The 26,659-nt window shown below is 70.2% G+C and carries 20 protein-coding genes; 17 read left to right on the top strand and 3 right to left on the bottom strand.

Annotated elements, in window-relative coordinates; translation table 11 throughout:
* The first annotated feature begins 150 nt into the window (after positions 1-150).
* The 7 genes from AW16_RS0114145 to AW16_RS0114115 all read left to right on the top strand — a co-directional run bounded on the left by AW16_RS0114145 (position 151) and on the right by AW16_RS0114115 (position 8,039).
* Complete coding sequence (locus AW16_RS0114145; protein WP_029291433.1) at positions 151-1,047, top strand: carbohydrate ABC transporter permease; 897 nt, start codon at positions 151-153, stop codon at positions 1,045-1,047.
* Positions 1,044-1,865, top strand: a complete 822-nt coding sequence (locus AW16_RS0114140) for a carbohydrate ABC transporter permease (protein ID WP_029291431.1) — start codon at positions 1,044-1,046, stop codon at positions 1,863-1,865. The genes AW16_RS0114145 and AW16_RS0114140 overlap by 4 nt, the downstream gene beginning before the upstream one ends.
* 17 nt (positions 1,866-1,882) lie before the next feature.
* Positions 1,883-4,348 (top strand): glycoside hydrolase family 2 protein, encoded by a 2,466-nt coding sequence (locus tag AW16_RS0114135; protein WP_029291429.1) that lies wholly within the window; start codon positions 1,883-1,885, stop codon positions 4,346-4,348.
* Positions 4,349-4,378: 30 nt separating this feature from the next.
* Positions 4,379-5,227 (top strand): LacI family DNA-binding transcriptional regulator, encoded by an 849-nt coding sequence (locus tag AW16_RS0114130; protein ID WP_034649332.1) that lies wholly within the window; start codon positions 4,379-4,381, stop codon positions 5,225-5,227.
* A 130-nt stretch (positions 5,228-5,357) separates the two neighbouring features.
* The gene (locus tag AW16_RS0114125) at positions 5,358-6,278 is read left to right on the top strand and encodes an ABC transporter substrate-binding protein (RefSeq protein WP_029291426.1); all 921 of its coding nucleotides are present in this window, start codon (positions 5,358-5,360) and stop codon (positions 6,276-6,278) included.
* A 4-nt stretch (positions 6,279-6,282) separates the two neighbouring features.
* Positions 6,283-7,260 carry an amino acid ABC transporter permease gene (locus AW16_RS0114120; protein WP_029291425.1) on the top strand — a complete coding sequence of 326 codons (978 nt, stop codon included), beginning with the start codon at positions 6,283-6,285 and terminating at the stop codon, positions 7,258-7,260.
* Between the two features lie 23 nt (positions 7,261-7,283).
* Complete coding sequence (locus AW16_RS0114115) at positions 7,284-8,039, top strand: amino acid ABC transporter ATP-binding protein (protein ID WP_029291423.1); 756 nt, start codon at positions 7,284-7,286, stop codon at positions 8,037-8,039.
* 120 nt (positions 8,040-8,159) lie between these two features.
* Here AW16_RS0114115 and AW16_RS0114110 read toward each other — a convergent pair whose 3' ends face one another.
* Both AW16_RS0114110 and AW16_RS0114105 read right to left on the bottom strand, forming a co-directional pair.
* On the bottom strand, positions 8,160-8,711 hold the full coding sequence (locus AW16_RS0114110; protein ID WP_231496066.1) for a DUF1990 family protein: 552 nt from the start codon (positions 8,709-8,711) through the stop codon (positions 8,160-8,162).
* Positions 8,712-8,892: 181 nt separating this feature from the next.
* The gene (locus AW16_RS0114105) at positions 8,893-9,837 is read right to left on the bottom strand and encodes a GlxA family transcriptional regulator (RefSeq protein ID WP_029291420.1); all 945 of its coding nucleotides are present in this window, start codon (positions 9,835-9,837) and stop codon (positions 8,893-8,895) included.
* A gap of 71 nt (positions 9,838-9,908) precedes the next feature.
* Between AW16_RS0114105 and AW16_RS0114100 the strand changes: the two genes are divergently transcribed.
* The 3 genes from AW16_RS0114100 to AW16_RS0114090 all read left to right on the top strand — a co-directional run bounded on the left by AW16_RS0114100 (position 9,909) and on the right by AW16_RS0114090 (position 13,022).
* Positions 9,909-11,120 carry an MFS transporter gene (locus tag AW16_RS0114100; protein ID WP_051681966.1) on the top strand — a complete coding sequence of 404 codons (1,212 nt, stop codon included), beginning with the start codon at positions 9,909-9,911 and terminating at the stop codon, positions 11,118-11,120.
* Positions 11,121-11,217: 97 nt separating this feature from the next.
* On the top strand, positions 11,218-12,198 hold the full coding sequence (locus AW16_RS0114095) for a daunorubicin resistance protein DrrA family ABC transporter ATP-binding protein (RefSeq protein ID WP_029291417.1): 981 nt from the start codon (positions 11,218-11,220) through the stop codon (positions 12,196-12,198).
* Positions 12,195-13,022, top strand: a complete 828-nt coding sequence (locus AW16_RS0114090) for an ABC transporter permease (RefSeq protein ID WP_029291416.1) — start codon at positions 12,195-12,197, stop codon at positions 13,020-13,022. Before AW16_RS0114095 ends, AW16_RS0114090 begins: the two co-directional genes overlap by 4 nt.
* Before the next feature lie 84 nt (positions 13,023-13,106).
* Here AW16_RS0114090 and AW16_RS17275 read toward each other — a convergent pair whose 3' ends face one another.
* On the bottom strand, positions 13,107-16,370 hold the full coding sequence (locus AW16_RS17275) for an AAA family ATPase (protein WP_034649340.1): 3,264 nt from the start codon (positions 16,368-16,370) through the stop codon (positions 13,107-13,109).
* Between the two features lie 519 nt (positions 16,371-16,889).
* On the opposite strand from AW16_RS17275, the gene nrdH reads away from it, so the two are divergent.
* From nrdH to AW16_RS18215, 7 genes are all read left to right on the top strand, one after another.
* Positions 16,890-17,135: a glutaredoxin-like protein NrdH gene (gene nrdH / locus AW16_RS0114075; RefSeq protein ID WP_029291414.1), complete on the top strand. Its 246-nt coding sequence runs from the start codon at positions 16,890-16,892 to the stop codon at positions 17,133-17,135.
* A 165-nt stretch (positions 17,136-17,300) separates the two neighbouring features.
* Positions 17,301-17,717 (top strand): class Ib ribonucleoside-diphosphate reductase assembly flavoprotein NrdI, encoded by a 417-nt coding sequence (gene nrdI, locus AW16_RS0114070; RefSeq protein WP_029291413.1) that lies wholly within the window; start codon positions 17,301-17,303, stop codon positions 17,715-17,717.
* Positions 17,687-19,834 carry a class 1b ribonucleoside-diphosphate reductase subunit alpha gene (gene nrdE / locus AW16_RS0114065; protein ID WP_029291412.1) on the top strand — a complete coding sequence of 716 codons (2,148 nt, stop codon included), beginning with the start codon at positions 17,687-17,689 and terminating at the stop codon, positions 19,832-19,834. Before nrdI ends, nrdE begins: the two co-directional genes overlap by 31 nt.
* 52 nt (positions 19,835-19,886) lie before the next feature.
* Positions 19,887-20,867, top strand: a complete 981-nt coding sequence (gene nrdF / locus AW16_RS0114060; protein WP_034649325.1) for a class 1b ribonucleoside-diphosphate reductase subunit beta — start codon at positions 19,887-19,889, stop codon at positions 20,865-20,867.
* Between the two features lie 604 nt (positions 20,868-21,471).
* On the top strand, positions 21,472-22,770 hold the full coding sequence (locus AW16_RS0114050; protein ID WP_156044192.1) for a hypothetical protein: 1,299 nt from the start codon (positions 21,472-21,474) through the stop codon (positions 22,768-22,770).
* Positions 22,764-25,205, top strand: coding sequence for a ThiF family adenylyltransferase (locus tag AW16_RS0114045; protein ID WP_081861693.1), 2,442 nt, complete (start codon positions 22,764-22,766; stop codon positions 25,203-25,205). The genes AW16_RS0114050 and AW16_RS0114045 overlap by 7 nt, the downstream gene beginning before the upstream one ends.
* On the top strand, positions 25,202-26,269 hold the full coding sequence (locus AW16_RS18215; protein WP_081861692.1) for a patatin-like phospholipase family protein: 1,068 nt from the start codon (positions 25,202-25,204) through the stop codon (positions 26,267-26,269). Before AW16_RS0114045 ends, AW16_RS18215 begins: the two co-directional genes overlap by 4 nt.
* Positions 26,270-26,659 lie beyond the last annotated feature (390 nt).

Genomic DNA, 26,659 nt, shown 5'->3' with positions numbered 1-26,659 from the left:
GGCAAGGACCAGATCTTCGGGGGCCTGAACAAGAAGTGGGCCGCGGCCCGCGCGTCCGTCGGCTGATCGCAGGTCCGACGACAGGTCTGATCAGGGCCCGGCGGGGGGGGCCCCCCCCCCCCCGCCCGCCTGTCCCGGCAAGGAGATCCGATGAGCAACGCCCCCGTCCGCGCCACGCGCCGCGGCTGGCGCATCACCCCGTGGCTGTTCCTGCTCGTCCCGCTCGTGCTGCTCGTGACGTTCACGTACGTCCCGGTGGCCAACATGTTCTGGTACTCGACCACGGACTGGAACGGGATCAGCAAGGTCAAGAGCTCGGTGGGGCTCGACAACTACGTCGAGTTCTTCACGCGGCCGGAGCTGTTCCGGGTGTTCTGGGTGAGCCTGTACTACCTGGCGGCCTCCGTGGTGCAGATCGCGCTCGCGCTGTACTTCGCGACGATCCTCAGCTTCCGCACGCGGTTCAAGAACCTGTTCAAGGGGATCCTCTTCTTCCCCTACCTCATCAACGGGGTCGCGATCTCGTTCATCTTCCTGTTCTTCTTCCAGCCGGGCGGCACGCTCGACACCCTGATCGGGCTGTTCGGGGTGCCGCAGGAGTCGATGCCCCTGTGGCTGGGGGACCCGAGCATCATCAACTTCTCGCTCGCCGGCACCTCGATCTGGCGCTACCTGGGCCTGAACTTCGTGCTGTTCCTCGGCGCGATCCAGTCGATCCCGCCGCACCTGTACGAGGCGGCCGAGCTGGACGGCGCGGGCCGCTGGTCGCAGTTCCGCTACATCATCGCGCCGAGCATCAAGCCGATCATCAGCCTGTCGTTCATCCTCGCGGTCTCGGGCTCGCTCGCCGTGTTCGAGATCCCGTTCATCATGACCGACGGCGCGAACGGGTCCACGACGTTCGTCATCCAGACGATCAAGACGGCGTTCGAGTCCAACAAGGTGGGGCTCGCCTCCGCGATGGCCGTCGTGCTGCTCGTCATCGTGCTGCTCGTGACGTGGCTGCAGCGGCGGCTCGTGCCCGAGGAGGAGGTCGAGCTCTCGTGAAGAAGGTCCTCGCCGCGGGCGGCAAGTACACGAGCCTCGTCGTCGCGAGCCTGTGCGCGCTCGTGCCGATCGTCGTGATCGTCCTGACGTCGCTCAAGACGTCGCAGGACTACGCGACGAGCGGTCCGCTCGACCTGCCGAAGCACCCGACGCTGAGCAACTTCGTCACCGCGTTCCAGGACGCCGACATGGCGCGCGCGTTCGTGAACACGACGATCATCCTGGTGGTGTCGGTCGTCGGGACGATCGTCATCGGCTCGATGACCGCGTACGCGCTCGACAGGTTCCACTTCCGGTTCAAGAAGCTGGTGCTCGGCGCGTTCCTCGTCGCGACGCTCGTGCCCGGCGTGACGACGCAGGTCGCGACGTTCCAGGTGGTCAACCAGCTGGGTCTCTACAACACGCGCCTCGCGCCGATCGTCCTGTTCATGGGGACCGACATCGTGTCGATCTACATCTTCGTGCAGTTCATGCGGTCGATCCCGATCTCGCTCGACGAGGCCGCGACGCTCGACGGCGCGAACCACTTCACGATCTACCGCAAGGTGATCTTCCCGCTCCTCAAGCCGGCGATCGCCACGGTCGTCATCATCAAGGGCATCGCGATCTACAACGAGTTCTACATTCCGTTCCTCTACATGCCCTCGCGAGACCTCGGCGTCATCTCGACGTCCCTGTTCCGGTTCCGCGGCCCGCTCGGCACGCAGTGGGAGGTCCTGTCCGCCGGCGCGCTGCTGGTGATCATCCCGACGCTCGTCGTGTTCCTCGCGCTGCAGAAGTACATCTACAACGGCCTGTCGGCCGGTGCCACCAAGTGAGTGATGGAGCCCTCCCCATGAACCGCACGACCCTGCACGACGGCTGGACCCTGCGCTCGGCGGGCGGCCCCGTGCCGCGCGCGATCGCCGAGGCGACGGTCGCCGCCGAGGTGCCCGGCACCGCGCACACCGACCTGCTCGCCGCGGGCCTGATCGCGGACCCGTACGTGGACCTCGGCGAGAAGGCGCTGGCCTGGGCGCACCGCGCGGCGTGGCTGTACTCGAGGACGCTCACGATCGAGCCCGCGGCCGACGACGAGCGCGTCGACCTCGTCTTCGACGGCCTCGACACGGTCGCCACGATCACGCTCGACGGCCTCGAGATCGGCCGCACCGCCAACCAGCACCGCGGCTACCGGTTCGACGTGCGCGCGCACGCGGGCGAGCACCGCCTCGACGTGCGGTTCGACTCCGCTCTCGAGCACGCCGAGGCCGAGCAGGCCCGCATCGGCGCGCGCCCCGGTGCGTACCCTCACCCGCTCAACATGGTGCGCAAGATGGCGTGCAGCTTCGGGTGGGACTGGGGCCCGGACCTGCAGACCGCGGGGATCTGGAAGCCCGTGCGGCTCGAGCGGTGGCGCGTCGCGCGCATCGCCGCGGTGCGGCCCCGGGTGTCGTTCACCGACGAGGGCGCGGCGCTGGTCGACGTGCACGTGGACGTCGAGCGGTCGGGCCTGGGCGCCCACGAGCCGCTCGAGGTGCGGGTGCGGCTGCGCTCGCAGGACGTCACCGGGGTGGTGGCCGCGGATGCGACGACGGGTGTGGTCCGCGTCGTCGTCCCCGAGCCCGAGCTGTGGTGGCCCGTCGGGTACGGCGAGCAGCCGCTGTACGACCTGCTCGTCGAGGTCGCCGACGACGCGTGGGACGGCCGCGTGGGTCTGCGCTCGGTCGTCGTCGACACGTCCGACGACGAGCACGGCACCGCGTTCACCTTCGTCGTCAACGGCGTGCCGGTCTTCGCCAAGGGAGCCAACTGGATCCCCGACGACCACCTGCTCACGCGCATCACGCGCAAGCGCCTCGCGCGCCGCCTCGACCAGGCCGTCGACGCGAACATGAACCTGCTGCGCGTGTGGGGCGGCGGGATCTACGAGTCCGACGACTTCTACGACCTGTGCGACGAGCGCGGCCTCATGGTCTGGCAGGACTTCCCGCTCGCGTGCTTCGCGTACCCCGAGGAGGAGCCTCACCGCAGCCAGGTCGAGGCCGAGGCCCGCGAGAACGTCGCGCGCCTGTCGTCGCACGCGTCGCTCGTGCTGTGGAACGGCGGCAACGAGAACATCTGGGGCCACGAGGACTGGGGGTGGAAGGAGAAGCTCGGCGACCTCACGTGGGGCGCGGGCTACTACTACGACCTGTTCCCGTCGGTGATCGCCGAGCTGGACCCCACGCGCCCCTACAGCGCGGGCAGCCCGTTCTCCCCGCGCCGCGACCCGTCCGAGGTGCACCCCAACGATCCCGACCACGGCACGCACCACCAGTGGGAGGTGTGGAACCGCATCGACTACACGCACTACCGCGACGACGTGCCGCGGTTCAGCTCCGAGTTCGGCTTCCAGGGGCCGCCCACGTGGGCGACGCTCGAGCGCGCGGTCCGCAACGCCGACGGCTCGCCGCTCGGCAAGGACGACGAGGTGTGGCTCCTGCACCAGAAGGCCGACGACGGCAACGGCAAGCTCGACCGCGGCATGGAGCCGCACCTCGGGGTGCCCGCGGGCTTCACCGACTGGCACTGGGCCGCGCAGCTCAACCAGGCGCGCGCCGTCGCGCACGCGGTCACGCACTACCGCTCGTGGTGGCCGCGCACCGCGGGGTCCGTGGTGTGGCAGCTCAACGACTGCTGGCCCGTGACGTCGTGGGCCGCGATCGACGGCGACGAGCGGGTCAAGCCGCTGTGGTGGGCGCTGCGGGCCGCGTACGCGCCGCGGCTGCTGACCGTGCAGGAGCGCGACGGGCGTCCGGTGCTGGCGGTCGTCAACGACACCGACGTCCCGTGGGGCGGCACGGTGTCGGTGCGACGCGAGACGCTCGACGGCACGCGCCGCGCGGGGGCCGAGCTGCCCGTGGACGTCGCGGCACGCTCGGTGGGCATCGTGGCGCTGCCCGACGACGTGCGCGTGCCGGCCGACGCGGGCGGCGAGGTGCTCGTGGCCGAGCTCGACGGCGTGCGCGAGGTGCACACCTGGGTCGAGGACGTCGAGCTGCGGCTCGACCCGGCCACAGCCGACGTGCGGGTGACGCGGACGGGCGACGGGTACGACGTGACGGTCGTCGCCCGGTCGCTCGTGCGCGACCTCACGCTCCTCGTCGACCGCCTCGACCCTGCCGCGACGGTCGACGCCGCGCTCGTCACGCTGCCCGCGGGCTCGACCGCGACGCTGCGTGTGCGCACCGACGTCGACGGGCTCGAGGCCGCGCTCGCGGCGACGCCGGTGCTGCGGTCCGCGAACGACCTGGTGGCGCTGCGCAGCGTCTCGGCGTGACGCCGGGCACCAGGACCTAGGCTGGCGCGCGTGACGCACCGATCCGACGCCGTGGGCCTCGTGCTCGCGCGGCCCGCCCGGATGCTCGGCCACGAGCCGTTCTTCGGCGAGCTCATCGCGGGGATCGAGGAGGTGCTCGCGACCGAGGACCGTTCGTTGCTGCTGCACGTCGTCCCGGACCACGCCGCGGAGATCGAGGCGTACCGGCGCTGGGCCGCGGGCGGGATGGTCGACGCGGTGGTCGTCGTCAACGTCGTCGAGGACGACTCACGCATCGGGGTCGTGGCCGAGCTCGGGCTGCCGGCGGTCGTCGTCGGCGGCCCGTCGTCGGGCATGGAGTTCTCCAACGTGTGGATCGACGACGCGCAGGCCACGCGCGACGCCGTCGACTACCTCGTCGGCCTCGGGCACACCCAGCTCGCGCGCGTGTCCGGCCCGCACGCGCTGCTGCACACCCGCGCGCGCAGCGACGCGTTCACCGACGAGTGCGCACGCCGCGGCGTGCAGGGCGTCATCGTCGAGGGCGACTACGGCGAGGAGGCCGGCAAGCGCGCCGCGCGCTCGCTGCTGGGCCGGCGCGGGGCCCCGACGGCGATCGTGTTCGACAACGACGTCATGGCCCTCGCGGCGCTCGCTGTCGCGCACGAGATGGGGATCGACGTCCCCGCGCGCCTGTCGCTGCTCGCGTGGGACGACTCGGCGCTCTGCCGGCTGTCGAGCCCGCCGCTGTCCGCGATGACGCTCGACGTGCACGGCATGGGCCAGCAGGTGGGGCAGTGCGTGCTCAACACGTTGGCCGACGGTCCGGTGCGCGCCTACCAGGCGCCCATGCAGCGCCTGTCGGCGCGCGCGTCGACCGGCCGCGTCGCTACTGTCTGACCGGACGTCGCGACGGCGCGAAGTTACCGGCGAGCAACATGTGGGCGTTACGCTCCCGCACACGCCGCGCCCGCGGTGCCCGAGTGCCCCCGTCATTCATCCCGCGCCCCCGCGCGGCAAGGAGGACCCCTTGCGTCTGTTCCGCCCCGCACCCCTCACCGCGGTCGCCCTCGCGTCCGTGCTCCTGCTCGGCGCCTGCAGCACCGACGACGACGCGGGCTCGACCCCGTCCGGCGGCGCGACCGCCGCGACGTTCGACCCGGCGTCGGTCGCGAAGGACGACACGATCGCTGCGCTCGTGCCGCAGAAGGTCGCCAGCACGGGCAAGCTCGTCGTCGGCTCCGACACGTCGTACGCGCCGGCCGAGTACATCGACGAGGACGGCACCACGCCCGTCGGCTACGACGTGGAGCTCGCCAAGGCGCTCGCCGCGGTCATGGGCCTGACGGCGGACGTCCAGACCGCCGACTTCACGGGCATCATCCCGGCCATCGGGTCGAAGTACGACGTCGGCATCTCGTCGTTCACGATCAACCCGGAGCGCATGAAGGCCGCCAACATGGTCCAGTACTTCCAGGCCGGCGAGGCCTACGCGGTGCAGAAGGGCAACCCGAACAAGGTCGACCCGTCCGACCTGTGCGGCCTGACCGTCGGCGTCCAGACCGGCACGGTCGAGGACGACGAGCTCGCGGACATGGTCAAGAAGTGCGCCGACGAGGGCAAGAAGCCGATCAACCCGCTGAAGTACCCCAAGCAGTCGGACGTCACGACGGCGCTCGTCGGCGGCAAGGCGGACCTGATGTACGCCGACTCGCCGATCATCGCGTACGCGATCTCGCAGACCGCCGGCCAGCTCGAGCAGCTGGGGGACGTGTTCGCGAGCGCGCCGCAGGGCATCGTCGTCTCGAAGGACGACCAGGCGCTGACCGACGCCGTGCAGAAGGCGATGCAGAAGCTCATCGACGACGGCGACTACGCCAAGATCCTCACCGCGTGGGGCAACGAGGCCGGCGCCGTCAAGACCGCCGAGCTCAACCCGAAGGTCGACTGACGCCGTGACGACGACCACCGACCGACGCGGCGACGACGTGGAGCGCATCCACGCCGTCCCGGTGCGCTACCCGTGGCGCTGGGTGTCCGCGGCGGTGGTCGTCGTCCTGGCGGCCATGGCGGTCAACGCCCTGGCCACCAACCAGAACTTCCACTGGCCCACGGTGTGGAAGTACCTGTTCAGCAAGCAGATCATGCGCGGCGTGGGCTGGACGCTGTGGCTGACCGTCGCCTCGATGGCGATCGCGATCGTGCTCGCGCTGCTGCTCGCCGTGATGCGCCGCTCGGCGAACCCGGTGATGCGGTACGTGTCCTGGGTCTACATCTGGTTCTTCCGCGGCACGCCGATCTACACGCAGCTCATCTTCTGGGGCCTGGTGCCGGTGCTCTACCAGAAGCTGTCGCTCGGCGTCCCGTTCGGCCCGGAGTGGTGGACGTTCACGACGAAGGACGTGCTGACCGCGAGCCGCGCCGCGATCATCGGCCTCGCGCTCAACGAAGCCGCCTACCTCGCGGAGATCGTGCGTGCGGGCCTGCAGAGCGTCGACCGCGGGCAGTCCGAGGCGGCGCGGGCGCTCGGCATGAAGGACGGTGCGATCCTGCGCCGCATCGTCATCCCCCAGGCGATGCGCGTCATCATCCCCCCGACCGGCAACGAGACGATCTCGATGCTCAAGACGACGTCGCTGGTCATCGCGGTGCCGTTCACGCTCGAGCTCAACTTCGCGCAGTCCGCGGTCGCCAACCGGATCTTCCTGCCGGTCCCGCTGCTGGTCGTCGCGGCGCTCTGGTACCTGGTGATCACGAGCATCCTCATGGTCGGGCAGTACTACCTCGAGCGGTACTACGGGCGCGGGTTCGACGAGCACTCGCCGGCGCGCGGCCGACGAGGCGGCAGGCAGGCTGCCATCAACGCGGCGCACACGACGCCTGAGATCGGACCGATGGACGACATGGGCCGCCCGGCCGGAGGTGGCGTGTGAGCACGCAGGCAGTCGACGCGCCGATGGTCGAGATGCGCGGCGTGCACAAGTGGTACGGCGACGCGCACGTGCTGCGCGGCGTGGACCTCGTCGTCCCGCCCGGTTCCGTCACCGTGGTGCTCGGCCCGTCCGGCTCGGGCAAGTCCACCGCGCTGCGGTGCGTCAACCAGCTCGAGGAGATCGGCGCGGGCTCGATCCACGTCGAGGGCGAGCTCATGGGCTACCGCGAGGACTCGTCGGGCAGGCTGCACCGCCTGCACCCGAAGAAGATCGCGGACCAGCGCACGCGCATCGGCATGGTGTTCCAACGGTTCAACCTGTTCCCGCACATGACCGCGCTCGGGAACGTCATGGAGGCGCCGCGCCAGGTGCTCGGCGTGAGCAAGGCCGAGGCGCGCGAGCGGGCGGCGCAGGTGCTGACCCGCGTCGGTCTCGCGGACCGCCTCGAGCACTACCCGTCGCAGCTCTCGGGCGGTCAGCAGCAGCGCGTCGCCATCGCGCGTGCGCTCGCCATGAACCCGGACCTGATGCTGTTCGACGAGCCGACGTCGGCGCTCGACCCGGAGCTCGTGGGCGAGGTGCTGGGCGTCATGCGCGAGCTCGCCGCGTCGGGCATGACGATGATCGTCGTGACGCACGAGATCGGCTTCGCGCGTGAGGTCGCCGACCAGGTGGTGTTCATGGCCGACGGCGTCGTCGTCGAGCACGGCCCGGTCTCCCAGGTCATCGACGCCCCCCGCGAGCCCCGCACCCAGGACTTCCTGGCCCACGTCCTGTAGCCGACCGCCCCGCCTGCCGGCGGGCCCGCCGACCGTCGACCGCCGACCGTCGACCGCCGAGCAAGCACTTCGTCACGCCAACGGGCTCGATCCCGCAACCAACTGCTTGGTCGCGCGACGTCAGCCGGTCGCGAGGGCTCGCGCGTAGCGGCGGCGGTACCAGCGCTGCGCGATCAGGATCGCCGGGAACGCGAGCCGCCACCCGGCACGGCCCGCGCGCGTGCAGGAGCGGAGCGTGAGGCGGACCGTGCCCGCGTCGTCCCCTGTGCGGTCGCGGTGCACGACGAAGGCCTCCTCACCCGACACCGGGTGGCCGTCGAGCGTGCCGTACGCGAACCCGCAGCGGTCGTCGGTGTCGACGACGGCCACGACGCGCACCGGCTCCCGCACGACGACCGGCCCGAGCTCCGCGAGCACCCAGGTCCGCTCGTCGGCCACCACGGGGCCGTCCGAGAGCACGCGGAACCCGCTGCGCGTCTTGACCTCCCACCGCAGCACCGCGACGCGAGCCTCCTCCCAGAAGCGGTCCCCGCTGCCCACGACGACGGTCCGCTCGTGGGCCCGCCAGCCCCCCGGCGGGTCCCAGCCCGCGGCCCCGGGCGTCGTCAGGCTCCCCGCGGGCGAGGTCATCCCCCGCTCCGCGAGCCCGCCCCGAGCCCGCTCGCCGCTCATCCGACACTGCTCATCCGACACTGCTCATCCGCCACCCCACATCACGCCGCCACGCTACCGACCCCGCTGTCCGGCCCCGCGAGCAAGCAGTTGGTTGCTCGAACGCGGCCCATGGCGCAACCAGGTGCTTGGTCGGCGGGGATCGGACGAGCCGGGCGGCCGGGCGGCCGGGCGGCGGGGGTCAGTGGGTGAAGGTGCGGCGGTAGTCCGCCGGGGTGGTGGCCAGCAGGCGGCGGAAGTGCAGGCGCAGGTTGGTGGCCGTTCCGAGCCCGCACGCCGACGCGATGCGGTCCGCGCCCCAGTCGCGCGTCTCGAGCAGCTCACGCGCGCGGTCCACGCGGGCCGCCGTGAGCCAGCGCAGCGGGGACGTCCCCGTCTCGGCGACGAACGCGCGCGCGAACGTCCGCTCGGAGACGTGCGCGTGCCGTGCGAGGTCCGCGACCGTGAGGGGCTCGGCCAGGTGCGCGAGCGCCCACGCGCGCGTCGCGGCCAGGCCCGCCTCGACCGCGGGTGCAGCGACGCGCGGGATGAACTGCGCCTGCCCGCCGTCGCGGTGCGGTGCGGCGACGACCGTGCGGGCCACCTCGTTCGCGACGGCCGCGCCGTGGTCCGTGCGCACCAGGTGCAGGCACACGTCGATGCCGGCCGCGACGCCCGCGGACGTCACGACGTCGCCCTCGTCGACGAACAGCACGTCGGGGTCGACGTCGACCGCGGGGAACTCGCGCGCGAGCTCGTCGCAGAACGCCCAGTGCGTCGTCGCGCGCCGCCCGTCCAGCAGCCCGGCCTGCGCGAGAGAGAACGCCCCGACGCAGATCGACACCATGCGCGCTCCGCGGGCGTGCGCGGCCCGCAGCGCGTCCAGCACATCCGGCGGCAGCGGCTCGAGGTGGTCGCGGAACGCGGGGACGACGACGGTGCGTGCGTCCTCCAGCGCCTCGAGCCCGCGCTGCGCGACGACGGGGAAGCCACCGCTCGTCGGCACCGGGCCGGCGGTCGCGCCGCACAGCTCGACGTCGTACGGCAGCCCGACGCGGTTGACGAGAACCTGGAACGGCATCCCCACCTCCATCGGGAGCGCGCGCGGAAGCGCGAGCACGGCGACGCGGTGCGGGGACGACGACATGGCGGGAATCTATCGCACCGCGGCACTCCTGCCACTCGTCGTCGGCCTCGTGCACCGGAAGGCTCGAGGTCGTGACGACGACCACCACGAAGCCGACCGCCGCCGACACCCACCTCCTGCGCCGCCTGGTCCCCGCGCAGTCCCTGCTGGTCCTGGGGATGTCGGTCGACCTGACCCTCACCGGCATCGTCGGCGCCCACCTGGCCCCCACGCGCGCGCTCGCGACGCTCCCGTTCAGCCTCATCCCGGTGACCGCCGCGCTCAGCACGTTCGCGCTGTCGCGGCTGATCGGGCGCATCGGGTACCGCCGCACGTTCGCGATCGCGGCGTCGGTGGCCGTCCTCGCCGGGCTGCTCTCGGCGCTCGGCGTGCAGCGGCACTCGTTCCCGCTGTTCTGCCTCGGCACCGCGCTCGTCGGCGTGTACAACGCGGGCGGCGGCTACTACCGCTACGCGGCGGCGGAGTCGATGCCGCACGAGCGTGCCCGCGCCGTGAGCGTGCTGCTCGGCGGCGGCCTCGTCGCGGCGCTCGTCGGCCCGTTCCTGGCGACCGCCGCCCGGCACCTGACCTCCACCGAGTACGTCGGCTCCTACCTGCTCGTCGCCGGGTTCGCGGCGCTGGCCGCCGCCTGGAACCGCGCGCTCCCGCGCGAGCTCGACGACCTCACCGCGCCCGGCACGGTCCGCGCCGCGGGCGAGGCGCGGTCGCGGCGCGAGCTGTGGTCGCAGCCGACGCTCCTGCTCGGGGTCGGTGCCGGCGCGCTCGCGGCGCTCGCGATGACCTCGATGATGACCGCGGGACCGATGGCCGGCATGGACATGGGCCACGACGACGGGCTCGCGGCGCTCGCGATCCAGCTCCACCTCGTCGGCATGTACGCGCCCGGGTTCCTCGTCGCGCGGTGGATCGGTCGCGTCGGGGAGCGGCGGGTCGCGGCGCTGGGCGCGGGCGTGCTGGTGCTCGCCGGGGCCGCCGGGGCGGTGGGTGCCCCGACGGCGGCGTTCGTCGCCGCGATGCTCCTCGTCGGCGTCGGCTGGAACCTCGCGTCCAGCGGGGGCAGCGCGATGGTCGCGGCCTCCTACCGGCCGGCCGAGCGCGGTCGCGTGCAGCCCGTCGCGGAGCTCGTCGGGACCGGCACGCAGGTGGTGGGCGCGCTCAGCGCCGGCGTGCTCGCGACGGCGGCCGGCTGGGTCGAGCTCGGGTGGGTGGTCGTCGGGGCGTCGCTCGTCGCGCTCGTCGTCCTCGTGCGACGCCGGGCACGTTCCGTCCCAGAAGTGCGCTGACCTGCGGCGACGCGGCGTGTCGGCGCGTGTCAGCCGGCGTCGCGTCGTGTCAGCGACCTGTCGGCGCCGTGTCAGCGCCGGGGTCGATGGTTGTCCCATGACCACAGACCTGGTGATCGAGGCCGAGGGCCTCGTCAAGCACTTCGGCGAGACGAAGGCGCTGCAGGGCGTCGACCTCTCCGTCACGCGGGGCACCGTGCTCGGTGTCCTCGGCCCGAACGGCGCCGGCAAGACGACCGCCGTCCGCATCCTGTCCACCCTGCTGACCCCCGACGGGGGCTCGGCCCGCATCAACGGCCTCGACGTCGTGCGCGACGCCGAGCGCGTCCGTCAGGCGATCGGCCTCACCGGCCAGTACGCCTCGGTCGACGAGGACCTCACCGGCCGCCAGAACCTCGTGCTGTTCGGCACGCTGCTCGACCTCGGCCGCGCCGGCTCCCGCGCGCGGGCCGCCGAGCTGCTCGAGTGGTTCGACCTCACGGACGCCGCCGACCGGCCTGCCAAGACCTACTCCGGTGGCATGCGCCGCCGGCTCGACCTGGCCGCGAGCCTCGTCGGGCGTCCGGACGTCATCTTCCTCGACGAGCCGACGACCGGCCTCGACCCCGCCAAGCGCGAGGACATGTGGGACGTCGTGCGCTCGCTCGTCACCGACGGCTCGACCGTGCTGCTCACCACGCAGTACCTCGAGGAGGCCGACGCGCTGGCCGACGAGATCACGGTCATCGACCACGGTCGCGTCATCGCGCACGACACCTCGGAGGGGCTCAAGCGCGTCGTCGGGGGCCAGACCCTCGAGGTCCGACCGTCCGACGAGTCCCGCCTCGAGGAGACCGCCGCGATCCTGTCGCAGGTGTCCAGCGGCGCGCGAGCCGACGAGATCCGCAAGGGGATGCTCGCCGTCCCCGTGGTCGACGACTCCGCGATGACCGAGACGGTCGCGCGGCTCGCCGCCGCCGGCATCGGCGTCACCGAGCTGTCCCTGCACCTGCCCAGCCTCGACGAGGTGTTCTTCACGCTCACCGGGCGCACCGCCTCCGAGGACGACACCAACCCCTCCAAGGAGGTGGCGGCATGACCACGCTCACCGCCCAGCGCCCGTCGGCCACCGCGCCGACCCGGGCCGCGGCCCCCGCCAAGCGTCCGTTCCCGCTCGTGCGCCACTCGCTCGCGCTCACCAAGCGCAGCCTCATCAAGACGTGGCGCACGCCCGAGGCGCTGATCGACGTCACGCTCCAGCCGGTCATCTTCCTGGCGATCTTCACCTACATCTTCGGTGGCGCCGTCGCGGGCAGCACCGGGAGCTACCTGCAGTACCTGCTCCCCGGTGTGCTCGGGCAGACGATCGCCATGGGGGCCATCGCCATCGGCGTGAACCTCAACACCGACATGGAGAAGGGCATCTTCGACCGCTTCAAGTCGCTGCCGATCCCGCGCAGCGCACCGCTCATGGGCGCCGTGCTCGGCGACGTCGTGCGGTACGTGATCGTCGCGGTCGTCACGATCGCCACCGGCTACGTGATGGGCTTCCGCATCCAGACGAGCCCGCTCGAGGCCGTCGCGGGGTGCCTGCTCGCCGTGCTGTTCGCGCTGTGCCTGTCGTGGGTGTCGGTGTGGGTCGGCATGCTGGTGCGCACCTCGGGTGCCGTGCAGGGCGTGATGTTCCTGCTGATCATGCCGCTGACGTTCGGCTCCAACGTGTTCGTGCAGACCGAGACGCTGCCCGGCTGGATGCAGTCGTTCGTCAACGTGAACCCGCTGACCCACCTGGTCGACTCGATGCGTGGCCTGTTCCTCGGCACGCCGATCGGCAACCACGTGTGGTGGACGCTCGCGTGGTGCGTCGGGCTGGTCGCGGTGTTCATGCCGCTCGCGCTGCGGGGCTACCGCCGCAAGGTCTGAGCACGCACGACACATCGGCACGACGAACGAGAGCGCGTCGCCCGCACCCGCGGGTGGCGCGCTCTCGTCGCACGCCGTGAGGGGTCAGGCCGGCAGCACCTGGGCGACGAGCCCGCGGGCACGCGCCGCGATCTCGACCGGTCGCAGCTCGCGCAGCGGCGCGGCGAGCTCGAGGCGCGCCGCGTCGTCGCCGACGATCTCGTCCAGCCGCCCGCCCAGCTCGGTCTGGAACAGGCGCGCGAGGTTGGCGCCCACGCGGTACCCGAGCGCGCACAGGTCGCGCGCGAGATCGTCCTGCTGACGGGCGGCCGCGAGCTCGGCGCAGCCGAGCAGGAACGAGCCGAGCACGGGCAGGTCGGTCGACGACATCCCCTCGCCCTGGGCCGTGCGCAGCAGGGTCTCGGCGCGACGGACGAGCGCAGCCGCGTCGGGTCCGGCGGGAACGCCGCTCGCGGTGCTCGTGCTCGTGGTCAGGCCGGTCGTCGATCCCGCGACCCGCAGGTGCATCACGGCGGCCGCGACGAGGAAGCCGACGCGCGCCTGGAACGCGTGGACGCCCGCCGAGTCGACGAGCGCCGCGGCGCCGTCGGCGAACCGCACGGCGTCGTCGAGCCGCCCGTCGGACCACGCGATGAGCGCGAGCCCGAGCCGCGCCTGCGCGCCGTCCTGCAGGTCGGGCGCCTCGCGCGCGAGCTCCTCGATGCGGGCGCGCGCGTCGGCGTCGCCGCGGCCCGCGCGCTCGACGTCGAGGAGCACGCGCACGCTGCGGGCGTCCTGCGTCGCGCCGATCAGCTCGAGGTGGTGCACACCGCGCTCGAGCCACGTCTCCGCGTCGTCGGACCCGCGGCCCGCGACCCACTGCCCGATGCCCTGCGCGACCATGCCCATGCCCCAGTGGTCGCCCGCGGCCTCGAACCGCTCGTACGCGGCGTGCGCCTCGACGATCGACTGCTCGGGGTCGCCCGCGTTCTCGCCGACGGCCGCGCGCAGGAACATGCCGATGCCCTGCAGGAACGGGTCGTCGCGCTCGAGCAGGTCGCGCGCGATCTGCTCGTTCACCGTGGGCTCGACGCGCATCGCGGGCAGCGCGGCGACGAGCGCGCCGATGCGGGGCGTGGTCTCGCCCGCGCGCTCCTCGACGACCACGCGCGCGGCGCGCGACCCGAGCGCGGCGAGCCGCCCGGACTCGACCACGCCGCTGTTGACCGCGGTGAACATCGCGACGACCGCGGCGCTGTCGGCCTTCGACGGCCGGCCGCCCGAGCGTGCGCCGTTGAGCAGCGCGGACCGGCGGCGCCGTCCGAGGTCGTCGATCCCGAGCAGGCGCTCCGACCACGTCACCGCCTCGAGGTGCAGCCCGCGCACGGTCCACATCCAGAACAGCGCGGACAGGATGTCGACGACGTCGGGCTCGTCGTCGTGCTCGTCGGCCCACCGCGCCGCCGCGAGCATCGCCTCCTGGTCCTGCGCGCACGAGTCGAACGCGGCGACCTGACCGGGTCCGACGAAGTCGTCCCGCACGGCGACCGCGCGCGCCGCGGCCCACCGCACCAGACCCGCCATGGCGTCGGCGCGGCCGCCGTCGTCGTCGAGCCGCGCCTCGCCGTACTCGCGGACGGTCTCGAGCATGCGGTACCGGGCCGGCCCGTCGTCGTGGTCGGTGAGCGTCAGCAGGGACTGCTCGACGAGCACCGCGAGCCCCCGCCGCACCGCCGCCGCCGGGACGTCCCCCGCGACGGCCGCCGCGGTGTCGGACGCGAACGATCCCGCGACCACCGCGAGCCGCTGCAGCAGGTCCTGCTCGGGCGGGGCCAGCAGCTCGCGGCTCCAGTCGACCATCGCCCACAGCGTCGCGTGCCGCTCGGGCAGGCCGCGGAGCGCGTCGTCGAGCAGCGTGAAGCGCGCGCCCAGCCCGTCGAGCACGTCCTGCACCGGCATCGACCGCAGGCGCGCGGCCGCGAGCTCGAGCGCGAGGGGCAGGTTGTCGAGGCGGTGGCACAGGTCGAGCGCCAGCTCGGGGTCCCAGGCCGCGTCGGGGCGGCCCGCGCGCGTGCGCGCCTCGAGCAGCGCGAGCGCGTCCTCGTCGGGCAGCGTGTCGAGGCGGTGCACGGTCTCGCCGACGAGGCCCAGGGGCGCACGGCTCGTCGCGAGCACCGCGAGGTCGTCGGGGGCGACCTCGAGCAGGTCCGCGACCACCTGCGCGGCGCCGTCGAGCACGTGCTCGCAGTTGTCGAGCACGAGGAGCCCCTCGAGCTCCTGCGCGCCGAGCCGCAGGCGGTCGAGCGGCTCGAGCGCGCGCCGCTCGACGGTCAGCTCGCCGAGCGTCGCGGTCGACTCGGAGGCGCCGACCGCGGCGAGGACCGCGGGCAGCACCTCGTCGGGCGAGCGCAAGCCCGCGAGCTCGATGACGACGACACCCGCGCCCCGGCCCGCGCGCAGCCGGGCCAGCTCCGCGGCGAGGCGCGTCTTGCCCGAGCCGCCGGGTGCGACGAGCGTGACCAGCGGCGACGCGTCGAGCTCGGCGTCGAGCGCCGCGAGGTCCTGGTCGCGGCCGACCAGCGCCGTCGCGGACCGCCGCCACGAGGCGGGCAGCCGGACCGTCGGGACGTGCCGGTCGGCCGTCGCTGCCGCTGCTGCCGCCGGGCGCGGCGGTGCGGACGGTGCGGGCGAGAGCTCACCGCGGAGCAGGGCGAGGTGCGCCTGCGCGACGACGGGGGACGGGTCGGCGCCGTAGCGGTCGGCGAGCTCGGTGCGCACGCGTTCGACGAGCTCGAGCGCCTCGGCGTCGCGGCCCTGCGCGGCGAGCACGCGAACGAGCAGTGCGACCGCGGGCTCGTCGGGCGGTGTCCGGTCCACGAGGAGCTGGAGGTCCGTGCCGTCGAGGTCCCCTGCGCCGGCGAGCGCCGCCTGGGCGCGGACCGCGGCGACGTCGGTGAACAGGCGCGCGGTGAGGGGGTCGTCGAGGTCAGGCACCGCGGGTAGCAGGGAGCGGGCCTCGTCGGCCGCGCCGCGCGCCGACACCGCGTCGGCGGTGCGCATCGCGCGGGTCGCGGTGTCGACGAGCGTGCGCACCTCGTCGGCGTCGACCTGCACTCCCTCGACGGCGAGGCGGTAGCCCGTGGGGGTGCCGACGACCGGCACGCCCGTGCGCCGCAGGCGCGAGACGAGCGCCTGCACCGCACCGGTCGCGTCGTGCGGCTCGTCGTCCTCCCACACCGCGTCCACGAGCGCCGCGACGGAGACGCTGCGGCCACGTGCGTCGACGAGCGATCGCAGCACGGTGCCGAGCCGCTCCCCACGCACGGGGCGGCCGTCGACGGCCAGCTCGCCGAGGGTGGTGATGCGCACGGGTCCCAGCATCCCCTACCGGTGGGGTCGGGTGCGGCACCCGACCTGTGGCTGTCTCTCGTCGGCCGACACGACTCTCGGGGCCTGTTGGCGGTCGGATGCTGGTCGGTGCGTGCCCGGTGGGTCACGTATGTCCCGAGGTGCCGCACGCCACCCCTGTGGACGGGACTGGGGACGCGCCGCGTGTTGTTGTGGACGGTGTGTGGGTGACGCCGCGGCGTCGTGCCGAGGTCCGGCCGAACCCGCAGGCCAGGGGCTCGTGTCAGTGCCCACAGGTAGTGTGCAGAGCGACGCACAGGGTGAAAAACGACACGGATGTAACACAACACCTAGTGGTTCGTTGCGGTGTCAGACACTAGGTGTAGTGTCTTCCACACGCGCTCGGCACCGACCGAGGAGAGGGCCGCGAGGCTCTGTCCACGGATATCCACGGATGTCCACGGACGTCGCAGACGGGCGCCAGCGACGAGTTCAGCCACCAGTTCCACCCAGTTCCACCAGCTTCCACGGAGAGCCACGATGACGATCACGGTCTACAGCAAGCCGGCGTGCGTGCAGTGCAACGCGACGTACCGTGCCCTCGACAAGCTCGGTGCCGACTACACGGTGGTCGACATCAGCGAGGACGCCGACGCGCGCGACTACGTCATGTCGCTCGGCCACCTGCAGGCGCCTGTCGTCATCGTGGACGGCGAGCACTGGTCGGGCTACCGGCCGGACCGCATCAAGGCGCTCGAGCAGCGCCTGGCGGCCGTCGTCGCCTGACGCCCGTCGCGTCACCGCCGCACCACCGTCGAGCAGCATCTCGACGGATCGCGGCCACGGACGCCCCGGAGCGGCACCGACTCCCAGATCGTGCCGCTCCGGTCGGCTTCCACCCGGGTCCCCGGACCCGCCACCGCACCACCTGTCCGACCTGAGGGGGCGACGATGAGCTCGCTCGTCTACTTCTCCTCCGCGTCGAACAACACGCACCGCTTCGTCGAGAAGCTCGGCCTCCCCGCCACCCGCATCCCCCTGCGTCCCACCGACCCGTTCCTGCGCGTCGACGAGCCGTACGTGCTCGTCGTCCCCACGTACGGCGGTGGCAACGAGGGCGGCGCGGTGCCGCGTCAGGTGGTCAAGTTCCTCAACGACGAGGGCAACAGGGCACTCATCCGCGGCGTCATCGCCGCGGGCAACACGAACTTCGGCGAGGCGTACTGCATCGCGGGGGACATCATCGCGGCCAAGTGCCGCGTCCCCTACCTGTACGGCTTCGAGCTGATGGGGACCACCGAGGACGTCACCCGCGTCCGTGAGGGATTGGGACGATTTTGGCAGCGACAGTCACAGATTCCCGCGTAGAGACGCAGGGGCTCGACTACCACGCCCTCAACGCCATGCTGAACCTGTACGGCGCGGACGGGGAGATCCAGTTCGACAAGGACCGTGAGGCGGCGCGGCAGTACTTCCTGCAGCACGTCAACCAGAACACGGTCTTCTTCCACGACCTGGACGAGAAGCTCGAGTACCTCGTCGAGAACAAGTACTACGACCCCGAGGTGCTCGCGCAGTACGACCGCGCGTTCATCAGGACGCTCTTCGAGTACGCGTACTCGAAGAAGTTCCGCTTCCAGACGTTCCTCGGCGCGTTCAAGTACTACACGTCGTACACGCTCAAGACGTTCGACGGGAAGCGCTACCTCGAGCGCTTCGAGGACCGCGTGTGCATGGTGTCGCTCGCGCTGGCCGAGGGCGACGAGGACTTCGCGATCCACCTGGTCGACGAGATCGTCTCGGGCCGCTTCCAGCCGGCCACGCCGACGTTCCTCAACCTCGGCAAGGCGCAGCGCGGCGAGCCGGTCTCCTGCTTCCTGCTGCGCATCGAGGACAACATGGAGTCCATCGCGCGCGGCATCAACTCCGCGCTGCAGCTCTCCAAGCGCGGCGGCGGCGTGGCGCTGCTCCTGAGCAACATCCGCGAGCACGGCGCCCCCATCAAGCACATCGAGAACCAGAGCTCCGGCGTCATCCCCGTGATGAAGCTGCTCGAGGACTCGTTCAGCTACGCCAACCAGCTGGGTGCGCGCCAGGGCGCCGGCGCGGTCTACCTGCACGCGCACCACCCGGACATCTACCGCTTCCTCGACACCAAGCGCGAGAACGCGGACGAGAAGATCCGCATCAAGACGCTGTCGCTCGGCGTCGTCATCCCGGACATCACGTTCGAGCTGGCGAAGAAGAACGAGCCGATGTACCTGTTCTCGCCGTACGACGTCGAGCGCGTGTACGGCAAGCCGTTCGCGGACATCGACGTCACCGAGAAGTACTACGAGATGGTCGACAACGCGTCCATCCGCAAGACGAAGATCAACGCGCGCGAGTTCTTCCAGACCCTCGCGGAGCTGCAGTTCGAGTCCGGCTACCCCTACATCATGTTCGAGGACACGGTGAACCGGGCCAACCCGGTCAAGGGCAAGATCACGCACTCGAACCTGTGCTCGGAGATCCTGCAGGTCTCGACGCCGTCCACGTTCAACGAGGACCTCTCGTACGACCACGTGGGCCGCGACATCTCGTGCAACCTGGGCTCGATGAACATCGCGCTGTCGATGGACTCGCCGGACCTCGGCAAGACGGTCGAGACCGCGATCCGTGCACTGACCGCCGTGTCCGACCAGACCGACATCGAGTCGGTGCCGTCGGTCAAGCGCGCCAACGCGGGCGGCCACGCGATCGGCCTCGGCCAGATGAACCTGCACGGGTACCTGGCGCGCGAGCGGATCTTCTACGGCTCCGACGAGGGCCTCGACTTCACCAACATCTACTTCTACACGGTCGCCTACCACGCGATCCGGGCATCCAACCTGCTCGCGCAGGAGCGCGGGCGCGCGTTCGACGGCTTCGAGGACTCGAAGTACGCGACGGGCGAGTACTTCGACAAGTACGTCGACCGCACGTGGGAGCCGCGCACCGAGCGCGTCCGTGAGCTGTTCGCGACGGCCGGCGTGCACGTGCCGACGCAGGACGACTGGCGCGCGCTGGCCGAGCTGGTCAAGCAGCACGGCATCTACAACCAGAACCTGCAGGCCGTCCCGCCGACGGGATCGATCAGCTACATCAACCACTCGACGAGCTCGATCCACCCGATCGCGTCGAAGATCGAGATCCGCAAGGAAGGCAAGATCGGCCGCGTCTACTACCCGGCGCCGTTCATGACGAACGACAACCTGGAGTACTACCAGGATGCGTACGAGATCGGCTACGAGAAGGTCATCGACACGTACGCCGAGGCGACGCAGCACGTGGACCAGGGCCTGTCGCTGACGCTGTTCTTCAAGGACACCGCCACCACGCGTGACCTGAACCGCGCGCAGATCTACGCGTGGAAGAAGGGCATCAAGACCATCTACTACATCCGTCTGCGTCAGCTCGCGCTGGAGGGGACGGAAGTGGACGGTTGCGTCAGCTGCATGCTGTGACGCTCTGACCTGCGGTTATGCCCCTCACGACGAAGAAATGGCGAGTGCTCACATGATGTCCACCGGGAAGCTGAAGCTGATCGACCGGGTCTCGGCGATCAACTGGAACCGGCTCGAGGACGACAAGGACGCGGAGGTCTGGGACCGCCTCGTCGGCAACTTCTGGCTGCCGGAGAAGGTCCCGGTCTCGAACGACATCCAGTCGTGGGCGACGCTCACCGAGCAGGAGAAGACGCTCACGATGCGCGTCTTCACCGGCCTGACGCTGCTCGACACGATCCAGGGCACGGTGGGCGCGGTCTCGCTCATCCCGGACGCGATCACGCCGCACGAGGAGGCCGTCTACACGAACATCGCGTTCATGGAGTCGGTGCACGCCAAGTCCTACAGCTCGATCTTCTCGACGCTGTGCTCCACCAAGGAGATCGACGAGGCGTTCCGCTGGTCGGAGGAGAACCCCAACCTCCAGCGCAAGGCCGAGATCGTCATGGAGTACTACAAGGGCGACTCGCCCCTGAAGCGGAAGGTCGCGAGCACGCTGCTCGAGTCGTTCCTCTTCTACTCGGGCTTCTACCTGCCCATGTACTGGTCGAGCCGCGCGAAGCTGACGAACACGGCCGACCTCATCCGCCTCATCATCCGCGACGAGGCCGTGCACGGGTACTACATCGGCTACAAGTTCCAGAAGGGCCTCGAGCGTCTCTCGGATGCCGAGCGCACCGAGCTCAAGGACTACACGTTCGAGCTGCTCTTCGAGCTGTACGACAACGAGGTCGAGTACACGCAGGACCTCTACGACGGCGTCGGCCTCACCGAGGACGTCAAGAAGTTCCTGCGCTACAACGCCAACAAGGCCCTCATGAACCTGGGCTACGAGGCGCTGTTCCCGCGCGACGAGACCGACGTCAACCCGGCGATCCTCTCGGCCCTGTCGCCCAACGCCGACGAGAACCACGACTTCTTCTCGGGCTCCGGCTCGTCGTACGTCATCGGCAAGGCCGTGAACACCGAGGACGAGGACTGGGACTTCTGACGTGGACGCCGGCTGGTACGACGACTGTGAAGTGACAGCCATGTCTGTGCTTTGACATCGATCATTGTGGTGGTTGCCTCGAGTTGCAGGTCCGCGAGTACGCGAGTCCCGCGGACCGATCGATCGCTGGTAAGAATAGGCACTGCAGATAGGAAAAGCTTTGCTGTTCGATGGATCGCTCTTGATAGATCAGCATGCGGTGTACGCCGAGCCATCCGAGCCCGACGTTCGGGTGTGGGCATCGGGTCGGCGCGTAGTCGTCTCAAGCTTGATCCCGACGATGCCGTCAGAGCGTGCCGTGACGCGCAAGGCGATCGAGAAGGTCGGCGCTTCGCCCGTGATGTTCGAGGATCTCGGTCCTCTCGACGTCACTGCACAGCTGTGGCGTGCCAGTTTTCTCGGGACTGTGACACCAGACCCTGTGGTGTACACGGACGCCGTTCCCCGCGACCTCCGCTGTCTGAACCTGTGCTCGAGCGTGAGTTAGGGGTCGTAGCGGGAGGGCTCCCCAACCGCGCACAGCCTTGTCAGTGCTCATCGGTACGGTGCGTCACGGCGGGCGCCGCTGATTGAGCGTCATCACGAGACAACGGAAGGGATCGAGATGTCGGAGGGCTTGCCTGTTCGTGGTGTCGTGTTCTGGCCTGTGGGCACGGGCGACAGCTCGACGATCGTCGTCGACGAGTCGCTTGTAGTTCAGGTCGATCTGCACGACATGAGGAAGGCGCAGGCCGAGGCGAACCCCGAGGCCGCTGTTGTCGACGAACTCGTTGCCGCACTTCCGACCGTCGGCGAGGAGCCCTATCTGGCGGTTTTCGCACTCACGCACATCGACAAGGACCACTGTCTGGGGTTCGCCGACCTGCTCGCCCGTGTACGAATCGGCGAGATCTGGGCCACGCCGCGGATGTGGCGAGAGTACCTCGACGAGGAGATTGAAGAGCCGTGCGCGGACGCGGTCGCGTTCCGCGAGGAGTGCGAACGCCGTATCGCGGCCGTTACGCGCGACCTGGGCCTGGGTATCACCCCCTCGAGCGGCGATCGCATCCGCGTCATCGGGTACGACACCGACCACGACAAGCACGCGTACAACGAGCTCCCTGACGAGTACCTCGCGTGGCCTGGGCAGACGCTGACCGTTCTTGACGGCGAGGACTGCAGCGGACGGTTCGAAGCATTCATTCATGCGCCATTCAAGAACGATGAAGCCGAACCCCGCAACGACACGTCACTGGCAATGCAGGTAACGCTCATCGACGGGTCGGGCGTCGACGGCAAGGTGCTGCTCTTTGGTGACCTGGCGCACGACACGATCATGAAGATCTTCGATTACTCGGAGGCTCACGACCGTCCCGAGCGCCTCGAGTGGGATCTGCTTCTCGCGCCACACCACTGCTCGAAGTACGTGATGCACACCAGGGTCGACGGGGAGCTCATACTCCAGCAGGACGTGCTTGATGCTCTTGAGAAGCACGCCCGAGTGGGTGCCAAGATCGTGGCCAGTAGCAGTGAGTTTCCCGACGTGGATGTCGACGGCAACAACCCGCCGCACCGTGCCGCAGCGGACCGCTACGCCGAGATTTGCGACGAACTGATCTGCACCATGTCTTGGTTCGGCGACGGTGAGCCGGAACCGGTCGTTTTCGGCGTCGACGCGTCCGGCGCGCGGATTATCTCCGGCGAGTTGGTCGAACTGTCGGCGCAGGAGGCCGGCCGTGAGCTCCGCGCTTCCGCGGCTGGCGGTCGCTTCGCGGCGATCACCGCGGCAGCCAAGAAGGTCGCATCGACTCTTCCGGCCGCGTCGTCGTTGCGGACCACCGGGCCAGAGCGTGTGGCCGCGGCTGTCGCGGCGGACCGGGGAGGCGCGCGTGCGCCAGAGAATCCGGTCGGCTTCGGATGCTGAGCGGCCTGGCGGCGGTACAACTGCAGGATCTCGCTCGGGCCAGTGCGGGGGCCGTCGAGCTGCTTTCTTCGGCAGACGCCGCCTCGGGGCGATCGGTGTTCACGGTGTCCATCGACACCTCGGGTATCCCGCGCAGCGACGCTGGAATCACGGTTCGTACCCGCGAGCGCTTCGAGTTGAGCGTTCCGGCGGACTATCCGTTCAGCCCGCCCGCGGTGACTGTTCCTCACCGACGATGGGCAGGCACCCCCCACGTGCAGTGGGGCCGCCAACTCTGTCTGTACGCCGCACCGTCGGTCGAGTGGAACCCGTCCGAAGGCATGCGAGGCCTGCTCACAAGGTTGATGCTCTGGCTCGATCGCGCCGCAGCGGGTGACCTGGACCCCGCGGGCCAGCCGCTTCATCCGCCCGTCGCGTACAGCTCCTACGACCACGGGTGGATCGTCGTTCGCGCCGATCTCGGTGCCCGCGTGCCATGGGCTCCGTCCGGTGGCGGTCGGGCCGCCGTGGAGTTCGCGTGGTGCGTGCGGCGAGGCGACCGCGTCGACGTGCTTGAGTGGCTGACGTTTGCGGAGGCGCTCATGCGCATCGAGGAAGCGGGGGCGACCGACGATCGTGGTCGTCGAACGTTTGTGGCCCCGGCCGTGCTGGTGTGCGCGCCGCTGGACATGGAGTACCCGGACTCAGCCGCTGAGCTGGTCGCAGCCCTCGAGGACCGGGGAGTGAGCCGCACCGGGTTCTTGCAGGCATTGGTGTTCGCCGCCACGATGAACCGGATGCTCGCCGCGGGCAGGTCGGACGAGCTCGACGCGGCAGCTGTGCTGGTGCTCCTCGGTGCGCCAGCCCGTCGCCTGGAGGCGGGCGGTCCCATGCTCGCTCACCTAGCGGCATGGCGTCTGGACGATCTCGGCGCCGACATCGTGGATCTGCTCGACGGCCTCACGCCGGGGACTGACCTCGAGGCACGGGCCGTGGCGTTGGCTGATAAGTGGATCGACCTCGTTTCAGTGCGGTGGATGGTCGTGCACGAAGCGCGAGGGGAGGTCACCCGACGTCGGGATGGCGAATCGGCCGCCGAGTGGCTGTACGGCAAGCGGGTGGTCCTACTTGGTGCAGGCGCGCTTGGTGGACCCGTCTCCGAACAGTGCGCACGAGCCGGGGTTCGCGAGCTGACCGTCGTCGATAAGGGGGCCGTTACCCCCGGAATCCTTACCCGCCAGCCTTTCATGGACGACGACATCGGGTATTCCAAGGCGGAGATGCTCGCGAAGCGCCTCGGGCAGATCCGCGAGGATCTAGACGTCAAGTCCAGGCGACAGGACGTTGTGCGCCTGCTGTCGTCAGATCCGGCGCCGCTCCTGGCCGCCGACCTCATCATTGATGCGACGGCGGACGTCGGCGTGCGTCTCGCGCTGGAGGCCGCACGCGCTCCGCTGCGGGACCGTTGGCCGGCGACCGTGGGCCTCATGATCGGTCATGCCGCCGTGCATGGGATCGTAACTGTCGCGTTGCCGGGCGCGACCGGTGCCACGCACGACGTCGTGCGTCGCACCGCGATCCGCGTCGTCGCGGAACCGCCTCTGGGCTGGCGAGATGTCGGAGACGACTTCTTCCCCGACCCACCGCGGACCGACGACCCGTTTCTCCCTGAGCCAGGATGCTCGTCACCGACATACCGAGGGTCGGCCACACAGGTCACCGCGTTGGCATCCCTGATGTTCGAGGCAGCGCTGACCACGCTCGGGAGCGCATACTCGGAACCGATGACGGCGCATGCGGCATCGCTGGTGGGTGACGTAGTCGCGCGACCGCTGGCATGGCCGAACGATCTCGTTGTGCCAGAACCCGATGGCGACTGGGAAGTCAGAATCAGCGCGCGCGCACTCTCGGAGATGCGAGCCGAGGCGCGACGGGGGGCGCGGGTTCGTCCCAGGAACGTCGAGACCGGGGGGATGCTCCTCGGGAGCTTCGACGAAGCGACCCGGACGGTGTACGTCGACGTCACGACCGGACCCTCGCCGGACAGTTGGCTGTCGGCCTTATACCTGAGCCACGGGACAGAAGGCACGCAGGACGTCGTGGCGAGCTACCGGAGGATGACGCACAACCGGGTCGGCTTCGTCGGTATGTGGCACACGCACCCGTACGGCGTGGCTCGACCCAGCATCACCGACATCAACACCATGGACCAGATCGTCTCGCCCGACGGGCTGGGTCGACTTGCGCTCATGGTCATCCTCGGCGGTGACGACACCACGTGGGCTCGATGGCTGGAGGACTCGGGGTTGCCGGACGTGCACGCACGCGTTGTCGTCCGCGACGCCGTCGAACAGTCAAGCTCTTCGCGCTCTCCGGCAGTTGAGGTCGGTATCGCCGGCTTCCCGGGCGGCTACGGGTATCACGACCGGTCCGACCAGCCGGTGGCCGGCGCATGAGTGCACCCCGTATCGGGCTGGCACTTTCCGGAGGCGGCTTCCGGGCCACAGCGTTCGGCCTCGGGTGTCTGCGCGCACTGCACGACAGGGACTTGCTGCGTCACGTCACGGTTGTCTCCGGAATCAGCGGAGGCAGTCTGCTGACAGCCATGTGGGCCTATGGGCCCAGCGACTTCGAGTCGTTCGATGCATCCGTGGTGGACCTTCTGCGTCGCGGTCTGCACGTCGAACTCGCTCGAAGAGCGTTAGCTCCTCGGGCGATGGCGGGAAGCGTCGTGAGCGCTGCCAAGTCCGCCCTGACGCGCGCACCCCGAAAAGCAACACGCACCGATGCCCTGGTGGCCGCGCTGGCCGCGCGACCGTTTGGGGCCCGAACCATGGACCAGATCACCCATGCCGGGCTCAGGTCCGTGATCTCTGCGACCGACATCGCTTCAGGCAATGCGGTGCGGTTCGGAAGCACCGTCAGCTCGTGCTCCGCGTACGGAACTATCGACGGTCCTGTACGTGTCGCGGACGCCGTTGCAGCTTCAGCTGCGTACCCGGTCCTGCTGCCTGCGTTGGCGAGAACCTATGAGTTCCGTCGCCCCGACGGTGTCACCAGACGCCAGCTGTTGATGACCGACGGCGGTGTCTACGACAACCTCGGGGTGTCTCCACTCCTCCCCGGCCGCGAACGGGCGTACTCGGCTCATGTCTACGACCTCGACTACCTAGTTGTCGCGGATGCAGGCCGAGGGCGCGCGAACCGGAGACCGGCGCGCTTCCTGCTCGGCCGGCTGCCGCAGACTTTCGACGTCACCTACACCAAGGCCCAAGATGCCGGTCGCACTCGGGTCCACCAAGCCGTCCTGACCGGTGCACTGACCGGCTCGGTTCACGCGTACCTGGGCATGCCAGACGGTCGTTTACCCATTCCGATCGCGGACCTTGTTCCTCGTGAACGAGTTCATCGATACCCGACCAACTTCGCCCCAATGTCCCGAGGGGACCTGAATGCCATTTCGATCCGCGGGGAACAGTTGACGCGTGCGTTATTGACCACGTACTGTCCGAGCCTCTGAGCGTGACGGGAGCCTGGGCCGCACACTCGGAGACCACGCCTGTCGCGGGAGGACGCCACTCGCAGGGTGCGCTCTTGTGGACAAGGGCGCCGTACAGTCGCGTCTCAAGCTCTGCTGTGGTGCAAGCTTCGACCCGCGCGGCTCCGGTGGCGACCAGGCGGGGGACCGACGTCCCCAAACTGGCGCAAGGAGGACATCTTGCGATGGCATAGACCCCGGCAGAGAAGGACGACGCGCCACGGCTTGGCGTGAACCCGGACGTGACCACGACCACCACGCCCGTGGTCTCGGACAGTCCAGCGCGGTTCGACGGGATAGGCCTGTTCTCGGCCATCCTCACCACATGATCGCCTCACGGATCGGACGGGCGGGGCTGCTGGCAACCGAACT

Origin of the sequence: Cellulomonas sp. HZM, assembly GCF_000708885.1 — a bacterium.
GTDB lineage: Bacteria > Actinomycetota > Actinomycetes > Actinomycetales > Cellulomonadaceae > Cellulomonas.
The sequence above is the reverse complement of the archived record's forward strand: the minus strand, read 5'-3'. Positions and strand labels throughout refer to the sequence as shown.

Coding starts and splice junctions, on each gene's coding strand:
- AW16_RS18215 (WP_081861692.1), top strand. CDS start 25,202: ATGAGTGCACCCCGTATCGGGCTGGCACTTTCCGGAGGCGGCTTCCGG.
- AW16_RS0114105 (WP_029291420.1), bottom strand. CDS start 9,837: ATGTCGTCGTCCCCGCACCGCGTCGCCGTGCTCGCGCTTCCGCGCGCG.
- AW16_RS0114090 (WP_029291416.1), top strand. CDS start 12,195: ATGACCACGCTCACCGCCCAGCGCCCGTCGGCCACCGCGCCGACCCGG.
- AW16_RS0114110 (WP_231496066.1), bottom strand. CDS start 8,711: ATGAGCGGCGAGCGGGCTCGGGGCGGGCTCGCGGAGCGGGGGATGACC.
- AW16_RS0114115 (WP_029291423.1), top strand. CDS start 7,284: ATGGTCGAGATGCGCGGCGTGCACAAGTGGTACGGCGACGCGCACGTG.
- nrdH (WP_029291414.1), top strand. CDS start 16,890: ATGACGATCACGGTCTACAGCAAGCCGGCGTGCGTGCAGTGCAACGCG.
- AW16_RS0114145 (WP_029291433.1), top strand. CDS start 151: ATGAGCAACGCCCCCGTCCGCGCCACGCGCCGCGGCTGGCGCATCACC.
- AW16_RS0114045 (WP_081861693.1), top strand. CDS start 22,764: ATGCTGAGCGGCCTGGCGGCGGTACAACTGCAGGATCTCGCTCGGGCC.
- AW16_RS0114095 (WP_029291417.1), top strand. CDS start 11,218: ATGACCACAGACCTGGTGATCGAGGCCGAGGGCCTCGTCAAGCACTTC.
- AW16_RS0114135 (WP_029291429.1), top strand. CDS start 1,883: ATGAACCGCACGACCCTGCACGACGGCTGGACCCTGCGCTCGGCGGGC.
- nrdI (WP_029291413.1), top strand. CDS start 17,301: ATGAGCTCGCTCGTCTACTTCTCCTCCGCGTCGAACAACACGCACCGC.
- AW16_RS0114050 (WP_156044192.1), top strand. CDS start 21,472: ATGTCGGAGGGCTTGCCTGTTCGTGGTGTCGTGTTCTGGCCTGTGGGC.
- nrdF (WP_034649325.1), top strand. CDS start 19,887: ATGATGTCCACCGGGAAGCTGAAGCTGATCGACCGGGTCTCGGCGATC.